Raw genomic sequence first — 12,323 nt, 5'->3', positions numbered from 1 at the left:
TAAGTGGTTTTTTATTGGCAAGATGCCATCTTTTGTTAAGACTTTGAAAAGGATTTTTCTATGACCAATCTCTCTCGTATTTTTCGTACTTACATTTCTCGTTCACTTTTTGTTGCTGCACTGTCTCTTGTGCCTTTCTCACTTTTTGCTGCCACGCCTTTGGATATTAACACTGCCACGGCGGCGGAGTTTGCTGCGGTTATGTCCGGTGTTGGCGCAAAAAAAGCCGAAGCCATTATTGCTTATAGAGACGCCAATGGTCGTTTTGAATCGATTGATCAGTTGTCTGAGGTAAAAGGTATTGGTGACGCGTTATTGTCTCGTAACAAAGATCTGTTAAGAGTATCGGCGGCAGGCGATAATGCCTCGGTCAATTAACATGGCTTTTTGAGCCTCAATTGCAGCAGGCAGATCATATTTCTGCTTGCTGCTTGGTTAAAGCCTTCATAGCTTGATGTTGGGTTAAAAAGATCTGACCGCTCAGATTTGTGACTAAGCTCGACTCTTTTAATTTATCCATTACAGGCCCTTTAATTTCAGAGAAATGCAGCATGACACCTGCGGATTTCAATCTGTCGTCAATGGTCTCCAAACTGTCTAATGCGCTAGCATCTATCATATTGACTGCATTACACATGAGAATGAGATGTTTCATGTCTTTATGTTGAGAGACCAATGTTAAGACATAATCTTCAAGGACTCTCGCGTTAGCAAAGAAAAGATTTTCATCAATTCGAATGGTGATAACTTCTGGGTCTGTTTCTACGTCGAAACGTTTTACGTTACGAAAGTGCTCTGTTCCAGGGAGTCGGCCAACCACAGCAATATGTGGATGGCTAGTGTGCCAAAGGAAGAATAAAAGCGATAACGAGACGCCGACGATTATTCCTGTTTCCATGCCGACAAACAACACGACAAAAAAAGTCGCTAATAAGCCCAGTGCTTCTTGTTTCGAAAAGCGATAAAGCCTCAACAGGTTGTTGAATTCAATAAGTTGTAAAATCGAGATAATAATACTGCACGCTAGTACCGCGGTTGGCAGGTAATAAAAAAGCGGCGTGAAAAAGAGCAAAGTTACTAGCATTAACAACCCCGTGAGTATGCCTGTCATTGGGGTTTTTGCCCCTGCGCTGACGTTGACAACCGACCGCGAAAAGCCGCCAGTTACGGGAAAAGAAGCACTGAATGCCGCGCCTAAGTTGGCTAAGCCTAATCCAACCAGCTCTTGGTTTGGGTTGATATTTTGCTTGCGTTTCGCAGCGAAGGATTGAGCCACAGAAACAGACCCAACAAAGCCCACAATACTGATCAGAAATGCTCCCGGTAATAGATCAATCATGGCATCGACTGTAAATTGTTGGAAAGGAATGGAGGGTAAGCTTGTGTTTATATCGCCAACAATTTTAATTCCGAGAGTGTCTAGGGAAAACAAAGCCACACTGCTGGTGGTGGCTACCACAACAATAACCGGCCCCGCTTTTCCAAGCATTTGAGCGTAATGCTCTGACAGGCCAAGTTTGCTCAAAATGGGGGTGAGATAACGTTTGAGTAATATTAAAGATAGGATGGAAATGGTACTTAAAAGCACAGTAGGCAAATTAATGTCTTGGATATGCCGCATCATGCTTTGCGTCAGCTCGATAAGATTATTGCCATGAGCCTGGACGCCAATTAAATGTTTGAACTGTCCTACTGCGATTAATATAGCGGAAGCACTAATGAAACCAGAAATAACAGGATGGCTGAGTAGATTAGACAGAAAGCCCATTTTTAATAGGCTCATCAATATTAAGAATACCCCCGATAAAAACGCCAACATCATGGCAATGGCGGCATATTGTTCGCTTCCTGGTAGTGCGAATGGCATCAGAATGGTCGCTGTCATCATGGAGGTGACAGCAACAGGGCCGACAGCCAGTGTGCGGCTTGTACCAAAAAAAGCATATAAGATAGAAGGAATAATGCCAGCGTAGAGGCCTGTTACAGCGGGTAATCCTGCCAATAAAGCGTAACCCATACTTTGCGGTATCAATAAAATAGTGGCAATGAAACTGGCTACAGTATCGGTTTGCAGATCAGCGCGTGAGTAACCTTTAAGCCAACTCAGAGCAGGGAAATATCTTTCCAATTTTTTCATGTGACTCGCTTAAAATTTTACCCTTCTAGGTCGCTGGGTGAACGCTCAGGGCAGACTTTGATTGTTGCCAATCGTAGTGATGTCTGTGTTTTATATGAAGCGTTATAAGAATATGTCTTTATGTTATATTTGATAGTGAAATTAATAAAGTCTAACGGGGAAGTTTTTCCGACTCTTCCTTAAAGTCGTCTAGATGAATACTCTAAATACCAGACCTTTTCTGCAAAATTTGTTAATCTATGGAGTCAATTGTATAGCTTGGGGAAAAATCCGTGTCGCAAGAGTTTCAAGTTGTTTCACCTTACTCACCCGCGGGCGATCAGCCAAAAGCCATAGAAAAACTCGTGCGTGGTGTTGAAGCGGGCTTAGCCCATCAAACCTTACTTGGGGTAACAGGCTCGGGGAAAACCTACACCATTGCCAATGTGATTTCGCAAGTGAAGCGTCCCACTATTGTCATGGCGCATAATAAAACACTGGCGGCACAGCTTTACGGAGAATTCAAAGAGTTTTTTCCCAACAATGCCGTAGAGTATTTCGTTTCGTATTACGATTACTACCAACCAGAAGCCTATGTGGCCGCATCGGATACCTTTATTGAAAAAGACGCATCAGTCAACGAACACATAGAGCAAATGCGATTGTCTGCGACTAAAGCGTTACTGGAACGACAAGACGTCATTATCGTTGCCACTGTTTCAGCGATTTATGGTTTGGGCGATCCACAATCTTATTTAAAAATGATGTTGCACCTTGACCGAGGTGATCGCATTGATCAGCGTGATGTGTTACGACGTTTGGCAGAGCTGCAATACAGCCGCAACGATTTGGTATTAGAGCGTGGTAACTTTCGTGTGCGTGGAGATGTGATTGAAGTGTTTCCTGCGGACTCTGAAGACACCGCGATTCGTATCGAGCTGTTTGATGACGAAGTTGAAACCTTATCGATGATTGACCCGTTAACCAATAAAACACTTCGTAAAGTGCCGCGTGTCACCATTTATCCGAAAACTCACTATGTGACTCCAAAAGAAACTGTGCAAGCCGCCATTGAGCGCATTAAGGTAGAGTTAGATCAACGCCTTGAGCAGCTAAAGTCGCTGAATAAATTGGTCGAAATGCAGCGCCTTGATCAGCGTACACGATACGATTTAGAAATGATGCAAGAGCTGGGCTACTGCAACGGCATAGAAAACTATTCGCGTTATTTATCGGGTAGGGAAGAGGCTTCGCCACCGCCCACTTTGTTTGACTATTTACCAGCCAATGCTTTGTTGGTTATCGACGAATCCCACGTGACCGTGTCACAGATCGGTGCCATGTACAAAGGCGATCGATCTCGTAAAGAGAACCTAGTCGAATACGGCTTCCGTTTGCCCTCAGCTCTTGATAATCGCCCAATGCGATTTGAAGAGTGGGAACAGATTAAACCGCAAACGATTTTTGTCTCAGCCACACCGGGCAAATACGAGGAAGAGCATCAAGATTGGGTGGTCGAACAGATTGTACGCCCGACTGGCTTGATTGACCCTATTTTAGAAGTGCGCCCCGTAGCGACGCAAGTTGACGATTTGTTATCTGAAATTAATCTGCGTACGCCAATCGGCGAGCGGGTTTTGGTGACCACCTTGACCAAGCGCATGGCGGAAGATTTAAGTGATTATCTGAGTGATCATGGCGTTCGAGTGCGTTATTTGCATTCAGACATCGATACCGTAGAGCGAGTGGAGATCATTCGTGATTTACGTTTGGGTGAGTTTGATGTCTTGGTTGGTATAAACTTGCTACGAGAAGGCTTGGATATCCCAGAAGTGAGTCTGGTGGCCATTCTTGATGCTGACAAAGAAGGGTTCTTGCGTTCGGAAAAATCGCTGATTCAGACCATAGGTCGAGCCGCCCGTAACGTGAATGGTAAAGCCATTTTGTACGCGGATCGCATCACAGGTTCTATGGAGCGAGCCATTAATGAAACCGATCGTCGTCGTGAAAAACAGCAGGCCTACAACGAGGAACATGGTATCACGCCAGTTGGTATCACCAAATCGGTTGAAGATATCATGGAGGGCGCTTATAACCCAGGTGCGGGCAAACGCGGCAGCAAAACTAAGAAAGTCGCTGAGACGGCAAAAGATTACCAAGTGGAAAGCATGGAAGACGTGGCTCAAGTTCGTAAAGCCATGATCCAACTGCAAAAAGAAATGATGTTAGCCTCAGAAGAACTGAAATTCGAACTGGCAGCCGGTTATCGAGACCAGATTCGTCAGTTGCAGAAAAAATTAAAAGACGTAGGTGAATCCTAAAAGCGGGAAACAAACATGGCTATTACGTTAAGAAATTACAACATCATTCGGGTTATCGACAAGGGTGTCATCGTCAACTGCACCGTGATCGAAATGTGCTACGACTATGTACTGGTTAGGTTCAAAGACAAAAAATACAAAGTACCTTACGGTCTAATTGACGAAGTTATTGGTCATGAACTGCTCGTTCCATTCGACGAATAAACAGTTTTAAAACAAAGACTTCAAAAAGTGTGTTCTAGGGCTTGTCAAAAGCAAACCTCTGCGTATAATAGCCAACACTTTTTAGGACTATAGCTCAGTTGGTTAGAGCGCTACCTTGACATGGTAGAGGTCGGCGATTCGAGTTCGCCTAGTCCTACCACCTAATTAAGTAATAAAATCAAGGGCTTACGTTAATTCGTAGGCCCTTTTTTTGTTTTTAATTTCCTTAAAATTTCCGAAAAATTTCCTAACGATGCCTGTTTCTAAGCATTTTTCATGGTGTTTTTTTGCTGTTTAGTGGACGCGGATTAGGCTTTCTATGCTGATGTTTTCGTTCAGGCCAAAAAAAGAGGGCTGTTTAGCCCTCTTCATCGATTAATTTTGCCAGTTCTGGCGGAAGTTTGTTTTGCCGCCAATCTATGTCTTCTATTGCGATGCTGCTGATGTCTAATTCTGCCGCGACTCGAAGTGGCTTAGGTTTTTCATGCCCTTCTATGTAGTGGTCTGTTGTGCTTTCTTTTGCATGGCCAGCTAATGCCATGATGTACTCTTTCGGGTAACCGGCTTTGTGATAAAGCATAATGCCTAGTGCTCGTATGTCATGAAACATGGGGCGCTCTTTTGGTGCTAGGTGATCATAGGCGCCGCTTTTGTCTCGCCATTTACGAAACTGCTTTGTTAAATAATCCGGCATAACATAAAAAGGGTGGGGTTTGGCTGCCATGTCGCGTTTGTCCATTCGTAGAGGGCGGCAATGTATTAAGTAAGGGCAATGCGTTTTGCTTGATATGGCGTCTTGAACTGAATTCCATAAAATATCGCCCATGGCTATATCGATAAAAACAGGGTGTTTGTATCGTTGGGTTTTGCGTTGCAGTATTCGAATGGTCCGCTCTTGTAGATTGATGTCTTTTAAAAACTGAATCTCTACTAGGTCGCCTCGACGTTGAAGGCTGTACATGGCAATGTCCATGGCGCGTTTTAGCCAATCTGGAGCGGCTTCTCTGACTTTCATATAGCCACTGAGTGTATGTCGTTCGCGTTGTCTTGGTTCTGGCGTGGCGGCTTTGAGTTCGTTGGCTGGGTTGTCGTCTCGATAGCCTGTGGTGACGGCATAGCGAAAAAGCTCTCGCAATAATGGGACATGCTTTGCCTGGGCGTGCGGTGTTTTTGTTTTGACTAGATTGGCGAGGTCAAAGGTGCGGATTTCTTGCACTCGAATTTTGGCCCAGTTGGCCATGTACTCGTCTAGCTTGTATTTTTTGCTTTCAATGGTTTCTTTACTTTGTTTGCCTTGTTCAAGTGCGGCATCAAGGTTGGTGACTTTAAATTCGTCTATGACTTGCGACATGGGCGGGTTTTGTGGGTTGTAGTTGCGCAGTTCTTCGGCGCGTTTTGATATGCGGTTGATGAGTGATTCTTGGTTGTTAAGAGCAATGTTAAGCGCCATAGCGGCATCTTCAGCAACTTTGCTAGGGATGTCTCGACCTAGTGACTCCATAGTGCCATCGGGCATTTTGTAGTAATAGTATTTACTGCCGTTCGGGCGAGTGATGACTTTAAGGTTGGCGCATAACTTGTTCTTACGAGGCTTCATCTTAGCTCAATCCCTTTGTCCATTACGTAGTTTGAAAGAATAGCATCAGCAATGGCATTGCCTGTTTTAGGTCGATCCATTTTTGCCTGCTTCTGTACTGGTTTGTCTTCTGAATAGCCGTAAGCGGCTGATCCATCGGGTAGAACCCATATAAACCAGATGTTCCCTTCTTTTGTTGCAGGAAGCTCACCTTGACGACATTGGCGACATAGGTTTGCTCGTTCTGCTTTGGGGTCAACGAAGTTATTTTTTGCGTATTCGCTTAGGCGTTGTTTGCGTGGCCACTTGGGTTTGATTTGGCTCATCATCCTTCTCCTTAATATTTCATTGGCATCAGTACAATTTTGGCGGCAAATTCACTTGATGGAATGTTAATTTCAATCGGATCGCCGTCATTGAATTTCATTATGATTGGGCCTTTTTTAAAGCCTAAGATGCTCCGTGCTTTTGCGATTTCTTTCATGTAGCTTGGATCTACCTGAATTTCTTTTGCTGGGCTTGGCGGTAGAGTTCTCATAACCTTGTTCATATCTGGAAACTTATGATCTATAACACTAAAAGACCTAACTTCATCTGATGCGCCATTCATTAGGATGACGCCATGCTTACTACTCATACTTACCAAATCTAATTTGGTCGCTTTTTTAGGGATTTTTCTGCCCTTAATGTCGATGATCATTTGCTTCGAAAGACGCTTACATTCTTCACATTCAATGCGAATGGCTATGTGTCCATTTGTAGCCGAAATATACCCTTGAGGATCAAGAAGGATGCCCTTTAAGTAAAAACGGACATCTTTTTTAGCTCTAAATAATTGTGCAGCTCGAATGATTTTTGCTGGAATACTTAGTCTTTCGAACTCTGGTTGCTCGATGGTGATGTCTTTGTAGTTTTCAGGTTTAATTGGAATTAGCATGATTACTCTCCCTGTTTTTTAAGCCGCTTGTTGTTTGTCTTTCAGCACTGACATGGCCAGTTCAAAGCCGTGGTAGCCTTTGGCAAAGACGCTTTGTTGTTGCGCGTCCAGCTCTCCATGCTGGTTGTATGGGTTGCGCCAGTGTTTTGGGTTGGCGTAGATGGCTAAGATTTCTAGTGCTTTGCTGTTGTCTATTTCTGCACGTTCTGCGAGTAGGTCGCTGATTCGTGAGAAAGAGGTGTTGAGCTGGCTTTCTAGCTCTTTCACCGTGCGTTCTAGCTGTTCATTTTTGCTTTTAACGCGGTAGTTTTCGGCAGCGGCGCGGGCTAGGTTGTCACGCATGCTGTCTGGCATGGAGGCGATGCAGACAAGCAGTTCGTATCCTTCTATGGCAGCGACCAATTCCCCCACGGTAATTGGATTGCTGTTGGCGTCGTGTCCTGCGATTTGGTCGCTGTTCCAGTTTATTGATTCTGTGTTCATTCAATTCACCTATGTTGTGACAGGTCACAAAGAAAGTTTTCGTGCTTCTCGTGTGTGAAAGCAATCTTTATGGCCTTTGTGTAATCGTTCGCATCCTTGAGGAAGAGGGCGGTTGCAGTACTGGCAATCGCCTAATGTCTTCTTGATCTCTTGAATGCGCTCGTAATCTCTTCGTATGAGAGTGGCGATGTATTCTGATGCGGTGTAACCGCCTCGAAACTCGCACCCTTCTGCTAGCATTTGCCGCTCTGTTGCTGATAAAGGCACTTCGACACGCTTGATGTCGAAGGCTTTTTCTCTTTCTCGTTGGGCTTGCTTGCGTTGTGTGCTGGTGCTCATAGTTGAAAATGACGCTTATTAATCCCAGTTTGACCAAGAGGTTTCGTAATCGTCAGCATCATCACCTTGATCAAGTTTTATCTGGCCTTTCATGGCGTAGATGTTGAAGAGAATCTTGTCGGTGTTGTATAAATTCCCAATACTTAGTTGTGCGCCAGCCTCTCGACCATCAACTCGAAGTCCTATTATTTCCCACTTCGATGTCTCCTTGTTCTGGTGCAAGTGAAGGTCATAATCACATTCTCTTTTTTCTTTGCCAGCTTCTTTATCTAAATAGATATTGATGAAACTGCCATATCTACGTTCTTCAATAATTAGAGTAATTTCACCCTCTGGCTCGTCTTCATACTCTTGTGCTTCTTTAACTATCTGTTCAACAAGCCAAGATAGAGTGATTTCTTCAGGTAGTTCACTCATGATCTCTTTTAGCTCTGCATCCATTACTTCCGTTAAACGATTGTCGTAGAAGTTTTGCGCTGCAAGCTTAAGGCGATTAGAGACAAATTCGTGATAGGTTGGTAAATCTCCCATGCTTTCAAGCGTGGGCATGATTGCCTTACTGAATTGTTCTTTAAGTGCTTTTCCTACGTCTCCATAACTTCTAAACACATCACTTGCTACATCTTCAATTAATGCGTCAACTTTCTTGGTTATAGCCTGTTCAAGCACACCAGATTGAAGACGCTGATTAAGAACAGTGGCAAAGATATCTTGCGCTGTATCGGTCATTGGGTTGGTGCTTGGTGTAAATTCTTGATTTTGATTTGGCATGGTAACTCTCCTTATTAGTTGGCTGTGGCTTCTTGAGTTACCCCAGCCTGAATGCGTTCGTAGATCTCTTCGCGGTGGACGCTGATGTCTTTTGGCGCTTCGATGCCCAAACGCACTTGCATGCCTTTAATGCTTAAGGGCGTCACTCTGATGTCTTTGCCAATGTTGATGGATTCACCCACTTTACGAGTGACGACAAGCAGCTCTGGTGAGGCTGTGCGAACACGGATTAGGTTGCCCTTGATGCTAGAAATGGTGACTTTGATGGTGTCGCCAATGTAGATGGCTTCTTGCGGTCTGCGAGTTAGAATTAACATGATTCCTGTCCTTTGGTTTGGTTATTTAAGTTTGCTTAAGTCGTAACTTAGTAAAACTTAAACGGTATGTCAAACAAAATTTAGGAAAACTTAATATTTTGTCGAAGAAAAACCCGCATTGGCAGGTTTAGTGTATGAGAGAGGTGAGCTTAAAACTTATATTTTGATTCGGTCACTACACCTACGATTCTGCAATTGCCATTGATCTGCAGTGGGTTGTAGCTTTGATTTAAAGGTTTTAGATATTTTTGCCCTGCATCAATCACTAGTTTTTTGAAAGTGACTTCATCGGTACCATCCAATTTAGCAACTACTAGGCTCCCATTTTCTGCAGGTATGTTGGGGTTTACTAGTATCAAACTACCTTCAGGAACACTAATGCCACTTTGAGCCGTCATGCTATCACCAATGACTTTAAGCCAAAAAGCATTTTCCTCTACAGAGGATGGGGCTTCTTCCCATTGAATGTCGTCACCTAGAGCCATGTAATCTATAGCTTCTGTCCAAGCCCCAGCTTGCACATGGCTTATAACAGGTAGTTTTTTGGTCTTGGGTGCCAATGGTGCGACGACAACATTACTTTCATGCTGAGAGTCAATTCCTGATATCAACCAGTTGGCTTGTGTTTTTAGTATCTGAGCAAGCTTGTATAAGTTTTCTCCCTTTGGCGCGGTTGTATCACTTTCCCATTGAGAGACAGTCACGTGAGAAACCCCCACTAATTTTGAGAGCTGCAATTGCGTGATGTTCTGCTCATTACGCTTTTGACGAATACGTAATCCTAAAGTCTTCATTTAAGGAATCCTAAAAAAAATTATGTAAGTAATCTTAAGTTATCTTGACTTAAGTTTTCCTAAGACATTAATATTAGGAAAACTTAAATTGCAGATTGGACGAGACATGCTCAAACAACGATTGATTGATCACTTTGGTAGCGCGACAAGGATTGCAGAGTTTTTAAAAATTTCACAAAGCTCTGTTTCTCAATGGGGTGTTGTAATCCCTGAGAAGCAAGCCCTCCGAATCGAGAAGCTGACCAACGGCGCGTTGAGGTACGACCCAGCGCTTTATACCAAATCAGCTTAGCGAACGATTTTTAATCAGAACACGTTTAGTTATTTCAGGAGAAAACAATGAGTGAGCACAAAAGTAGAGCACGAAAAATCCTTCCAGCACCTGATATCACCAGTGTGATTGGCGATATCAGTGATCTTAAAAAGGCTTGTGATGCCGCTTTAGCGTCACTTGAATATTCAAACTTACAAGGCACGCATTTTTATCAGCACCTTGTGAGTACTAAAGAGGCAACAGAATTAGTTCTCAACGGGCTTTCTTTTCAATACATAACGCCTCGTGTCTTCGACCACATCTGGGATGGAATCCTCACCAAGAAAGACATTGCAATGAACCGTAGGGATTAGCTCGTTATCTATCAGGAGAAAACAATGAGTAAGCATAAGTGCAGTTTAGGCGAAGTGCAGGAGTCTCTTTCTAAGTTACGAGTGCAGCTATGGGGAACCACTGGCCAGTTGCGTAATGCTGGTTTAAGTGAAACAGACGCATTTCACCAGTTAAACGCTACTGGTGAAATGCTGGATCAGCTCCTTAAACAGTTATCAAGGGTTCCCATTCCAACCGAAGTCTTCAATAACGAAGGCTCGGGAATGGCGGCCAAAGTAAGGAACGCATCTGATGATGGGGCTTAGTTCATTGTTTTTTAAAACGTATTCGACCTCTTTGACGATGAATTCATCAACGTCTTCCACTAAGTCGGGATCTTGCTTTAGAGACAGAATTTCACCTGTGCGTGGAATAGGACCTTTTACATTTTCGATGGTTTTCACTCGGGCATCAGTTTTTGTGTAGATCTCAATATTCATGCGCTTTCCTTGCTTTCTGAGTAATGGAATACCGAATGTAAAACATTAAAAACGTGGCTTCAAGGTTTGCACACGTTTGTATTTATCAGGAGAAAACAATGGATCACATCGACCAAGCCATTTACGACACGGTGCACAACTCGGAGCTGTCCGCGAAGCAAATCGCGCCGCTGATGGGCGTAGGGCATCAAGTCTTGATCAACAAGGCAAACCCGCAAACGGAAACGCACAAGATGTCTTTGCGTGAGGCCGTGGCGTTGCAGTTGATTACGGGCAACCACGCTATCTACCGCGCTATGGGCATGGAGCTAAGCATTAAGGCGAAGCAAGCCGCACCGCTGGGCATTCTGGAATCTGTGCTGAAAGCCGGCAAAGAACACGGCGATGTGTTGGCGATGATCCATAAATCCATGGAAGACGGCGAGCTGACCATGCGTGAACAAGAGCAATGCCAGCGCGAAATCACCGAAGCCATCGAGGCGCTTATGCAGCTTCGTGAATCGGTATTACAGCACAGCATGAAGCAGATTAAGGGGTAGGGCATGAGATACAGCCTATACATCAACCAAGTTAGAGCACTGGAATGGGGGCTTAATTTGCCCCAATGCGCTGTGCTGTCGGTTGTGTGTGAAGCGTCTTCTTGGGCGGATGGTACCTTAATGGATGGTGAAATCTATTACTGGTTTGCCAAGTCTAAGCTGCTGTCTGAGTTGCCTATGGTGACAGATAAGGAAGACACCATCGTTCGCCATTTGAAGAGCCTAGAGAGGCTTGGAATCATTAAGCTGAAGGTCGTTATAAAAGACAAGATGCATTACCAATACATCGCGCTAACAACGAAAGGTAAGCTTTGGAATGCTATTGACCAAAACGCCCCAATCCCAGATAACACGGGCACTTCCGAAGGTCGGAAAAATATCCGAGAACCTGAAAGTAACGAAGCGGAAATTTATCCAGAGGACGGAAATATTTCCGAAGAACCTCGGAAAATTATCCGAGAAACCTCGGAAAAAAATCCGACTAATTATATTACTAGTAATACAAAAACCAATGATCCTAATTCTTTGGTCGTTCCGCCCAAACCCAAAAAACCAAAACGTGCTTCTGGCGTTCCGGATGAGTTCTTGGTCGATCAGCGAATGCTCGATTGGCTCGCACAAAACCAAATCACGAATGACTGGCGGGTCGAGACGAATAAGTTTTTAGATTATCACCAAGCGAAGGTGCTCGAAGATGCTTGATTGGATCGCGGCTTGGAGGTTGTGGATGCGTAATTCCATGAAGTTTGCCGCACAGCGACCGACGCCGCCAGCCGTGGCCAAGCAGCAAGTTAGCGACAGTTTGACAGACATTCACGACACCGATTGGTAGGAGCGAAC

General features: G+C 44.2%; 18 protein-coding genes and 1 tRNA gene. 10 read left to right on the top strand and 9 right to left on the bottom strand.

Features of this window, described 5'->3' with window-relative positions; all coding sequences use genetic code 11:
* The first annotated feature begins 60 nt into the window (after nt 1-60).
* A complete protein-coding gene (locus tag AC0L6V_RS10320) occupies nt 61-378 on the top strand; it encodes a ComEA family DNA-binding protein (protein WP_265218818.1) in 318 nt (105 codons plus the stop codon).
* A 34-nt stretch (nt 379-412) separates the two neighbouring features.
* Here AC0L6V_RS10320 and AC0L6V_RS10315 read toward each other — a convergent pair whose 3' ends face one another.
* The gene (locus AC0L6V_RS10315) at nt 413-2,137 is read right to left on the bottom strand and encodes a SulP family inorganic anion transporter (protein WP_409419764.1); all 1,725 of its coding nucleotides are present in this window, start codon (nt 2,135-2,137) and stop codon (nt 413-415) included.
* 272 nt (nt 2,138-2,409) lie between these two features.
* On the opposite strand from AC0L6V_RS10315, the gene uvrB reads away from it, so the two are divergent.
* The 3 genes from uvrB to AC0L6V_RS10300 all read left to right on the top strand — a co-directional run bounded on the left by uvrB (nt 2,410) and on the right by AC0L6V_RS10300 (nt 4,801).
* On the top strand, nt 2,410-4,437 hold the full coding sequence (gene uvrB / locus AC0L6V_RS10310) for an excinuclease ABC subunit UvrB (RefSeq protein WP_418139004.1): 2,028 nt from the start codon (nt 2,410-2,412) through the stop codon (nt 4,435-4,437).
* 15 nt (nt 4,438-4,452) lie between these two features.
* The gene (locus AC0L6V_RS10305; RefSeq protein WP_111606279.1) at nt 4,453-4,641 is read left to right on the top strand and encodes a hypothetical protein; all 189 of its coding nucleotides are present in this window, start codon (nt 4,453-4,455) and stop codon (nt 4,639-4,641) included.
* Nucleotides 4,642-4,724: 83 nt separating this feature from the next.
* Nucleotides 4,725-4,801, top strand: a tRNA-Val gene (locus AC0L6V_RS10300).
* A 198-nt stretch (nt 4,802-4,999) separates the two neighbouring features.
* Here AC0L6V_RS10300 and AC0L6V_RS10295 read toward each other — a convergent pair.
* The 8 genes from AC0L6V_RS10295 to AC0L6V_RS10260 form a co-directional block, all read right to left on the bottom strand.
* Nucleotides 5,000-6,238: a tyrosine-type recombinase/integrase gene (locus AC0L6V_RS10295; RefSeq protein ID WP_265218822.1), complete on the bottom strand. Its 1,239-nt coding sequence runs from the start codon at nt 6,236-6,238 to the stop codon at nt 5,000-5,002.
* Nucleotides 6,235-6,543 (bottom strand): hypothetical protein, encoded by a 309-nt coding sequence (locus AC0L6V_RS10290; RefSeq protein WP_409419761.1) that lies wholly within the window; start codon nt 6,541-6,543, stop codon nt 6,235-6,237. The genes AC0L6V_RS10295 and AC0L6V_RS10290 overlap by 4 nt, the downstream gene beginning before the upstream one ends.
* An 11-nt stretch (nt 6,544-6,554) precedes the next feature.
* Nucleotides 6,555-7,154 carry a beta clamp domain-containing protein gene (locus tag AC0L6V_RS10285; protein WP_265218825.1) on the bottom strand — a complete coding sequence of 200 codons (600 nt, stop codon included), beginning with the start codon at nt 7,152-7,154 and terminating at the stop codon, nt 6,555-6,557.
* 18 nt (nt 7,155-7,172) lie between these two features.
* On the bottom strand, nt 7,173-7,637 hold the full coding sequence (locus AC0L6V_RS10280; protein WP_265218826.1) for a hypothetical protein: 465 nt from the start codon (nt 7,635-7,637) through the stop codon (nt 7,173-7,175).
* A gap of 24 nt (nt 7,638-7,661) precedes the next feature.
* On the bottom strand, nt 7,662-7,976 hold the full coding sequence (locus tag AC0L6V_RS10275) for a hypothetical protein (RefSeq protein ID WP_265218827.1): 315 nt from the start codon (nt 7,974-7,976) through the stop codon (nt 7,662-7,664).
* An 18-nt stretch (nt 7,977-7,994) separates the two neighbouring features.
* Nucleotides 7,995-8,747 (bottom strand): hypothetical protein, encoded by a 753-nt coding sequence (locus AC0L6V_RS10270; RefSeq protein ID WP_265218828.1) that lies wholly within the window; start codon nt 8,745-8,747, stop codon nt 7,995-7,997.
* Nucleotides 8,748-8,761: 14 nt separating this feature from the next.
* Nucleotides 8,762-9,064, bottom strand: a complete 303-nt coding sequence (gene csrA, locus AC0L6V_RS10265; RefSeq protein ID WP_428981170.1) for a carbon storage regulator CsrA — start codon at nt 9,062-9,064, stop codon at nt 8,762-8,764.
* A 149-nt stretch (nt 9,065-9,213) separates the two neighbouring features.
* Entirely contained in the window at nt 9,214-9,858 is a 645-nt protein-coding gene (locus AC0L6V_RS10260) for a LexA family protein (RefSeq protein WP_265218829.1), read from the bottom strand.
* 106 nt (nt 9,859-9,964) lie between these two features.
* On the opposite strand from AC0L6V_RS10260, the gene AC0L6V_RS10255 reads away from it, so the two are divergent.
* From AC0L6V_RS10255 to AC0L6V_RS10230, 6 genes are all read left to right on the top strand, one after another.
* A complete protein-coding gene (locus AC0L6V_RS10255; protein ID WP_265218831.1) occupies nt 9,965-10,150 on the top strand; it encodes a Cro/CI family transcriptional regulator in 186 nt (61 codons plus the stop codon).
* A gap of 47 nt (nt 10,151-10,197) precedes the next feature.
* Nucleotides 10,198-10,485, top strand: a complete 288-nt coding sequence (locus AC0L6V_RS10250) for a hypothetical protein (RefSeq protein WP_265218833.1) — start codon at nt 10,198-10,200, stop codon at nt 10,483-10,485.
* 24 nt (nt 10,486-10,509) lie between these two features.
* Entirely contained in the window at nt 10,510-10,770 is a 261-nt protein-coding gene (locus AC0L6V_RS10245; RefSeq protein WP_265218835.1) for a hypothetical protein, read from the top strand.
* Nucleotides 10,771-11,042: 272 nt separating this feature from the next.
* On the top strand, nt 11,043-11,483 hold the full coding sequence (locus AC0L6V_RS10240; protein WP_265218836.1) for a phage regulatory CII family protein: 441 nt from the start codon (nt 11,043-11,045) through the stop codon (nt 11,481-11,483).
* Between the two features lie 3 nt (nt 11,484-11,486).
* Nucleotides 11,487-12,185, top strand: coding sequence for a hypothetical protein (locus AC0L6V_RS10235; RefSeq protein ID WP_418139003.1), 699 nt, complete (start codon nt 11,487-11,489; stop codon nt 12,183-12,185).
* A complete protein-coding gene (locus AC0L6V_RS10230; RefSeq protein WP_418139002.1) occupies nt 12,178-12,315 on the top strand; it encodes a hypothetical protein in 138 nt (45 codons plus the stop codon). The genes AC0L6V_RS10235 and AC0L6V_RS10230 overlap by 8 nt, the downstream gene beginning before the upstream one ends.
* The last annotated feature ends 8 nt before the right edge of the window (nt 12,316-12,323 follow it).

The sequence above is a fragment of the Marinomonas sp. G8-14 genome, from assembly GCF_055808935.1.
Note: the sequence above shows the minus strand (reverse complement) of the source record. Positions and strands in the feature narration are given on the sequence as shown.

What these genes read in the sequence shown, in the direction of transcription:
- AC0L6V_RS10320 (WP_265218818.1), top strand. Translation starts at nt 61, where the DNA reads ATGACCAATCTCTCTCGTATTTTTCGTACTTACATTTCTCGTTCACTT.
- AC0L6V_RS10315 (WP_409419764.1), bottom strand. Translation starts at nt 2,137, where the DNA reads ATGAAAAAATTGGAAAGATATTTCCCTGCTCTGAGTTGGCTTAAAGGT.
- AC0L6V_RS10305 (WP_111606279.1), top strand. Translation starts at nt 4,453, where the DNA reads ATGGCTATTACGTTAAGAAATTACAACATCATTCGGGTTATCGACAAG.
- AC0L6V_RS10295 (WP_265218822.1), bottom strand. Translation starts at nt 6,238, where the DNA reads ATGAAGCCTCGTAAGAACAAGTTATGCGCCAACCTTAAAGTCATCACT.
- AC0L6V_RS10290 (WP_409419761.1), bottom strand. Translation starts at nt 6,543, where the DNA reads ATGAGCCAAATCAAACCCAAGTGGCCACGCAAACAACGCCTAAGCGAA.
- AC0L6V_RS10285 (WP_265218825.1), bottom strand. Translation starts at nt 7,154, where the DNA reads ATGCTAATTCCAATTAAACCTGAAAACTACAAAGACATCACCATCGAG.
- AC0L6V_RS10280 (WP_265218826.1), bottom strand. Translation starts at nt 7,637, where the DNA reads ATGAACACAGAATCAATAAACTGGAACAGCGACCAAATCGCAGGACAC.
- AC0L6V_RS10275 (WP_265218827.1), bottom strand. Translation starts at nt 7,976, where the DNA reads ATGAGCACCAGCACACAACGCAAGCAAGCCCAACGAGAAAGAGAAAAA.
- AC0L6V_RS10270 (WP_265218828.1), bottom strand. Translation starts at nt 8,747, where the DNA reads ATGCCAAATCAAAATCAAGAATTTACACCAAGCACCAACCCAATGACC.
- csrA (WP_428981170.1), bottom strand. Translation starts at nt 9,064, where the DNA reads ATGTTAATTCTAACTCGCAGACCGCAAGAAGCCATCTACATTGGCGAC.
- AC0L6V_RS10260 (WP_265218829.1), bottom strand. Translation starts at nt 9,858, where the DNA reads ATGAAGACTTTAGGATTACGTATTCGTCAAAAGCGTAATGAGCAGAAC.
- AC0L6V_RS10255 (WP_265218831.1), top strand. Translation starts at nt 9,965, where the DNA reads ATGCTCAAACAACGATTGATTGATCACTTTGGTAGCGCGACAAGGATT.
- AC0L6V_RS10250 (WP_265218833.1), top strand. Translation starts at nt 10,198, where the DNA reads ATGAGTGAGCACAAAAGTAGAGCACGAAAAATCCTTCCAGCACCTGAT.
- AC0L6V_RS10245 (WP_265218835.1), top strand. Translation starts at nt 10,510, where the DNA reads ATGAGTAAGCATAAGTGCAGTTTAGGCGAAGTGCAGGAGTCTCTTTCT.
- AC0L6V_RS10240 (WP_265218836.1), top strand. Translation starts at nt 11,043, where the DNA reads ATGGATCACATCGACCAAGCCATTTACGACACGGTGCACAACTCGGAG.
- AC0L6V_RS10235 (WP_418139003.1), top strand. Translation starts at nt 11,487, where the DNA reads ATGAGATACAGCCTATACATCAACCAAGTTAGAGCACTGGAATGGGGG.
- AC0L6V_RS10230 (WP_418139002.1), top strand. Translation starts at nt 12,178, where the DNA reads ATGCTTGATTGGATCGCGGCTTGGAGGTTGTGGATGCGTAATTCCATG.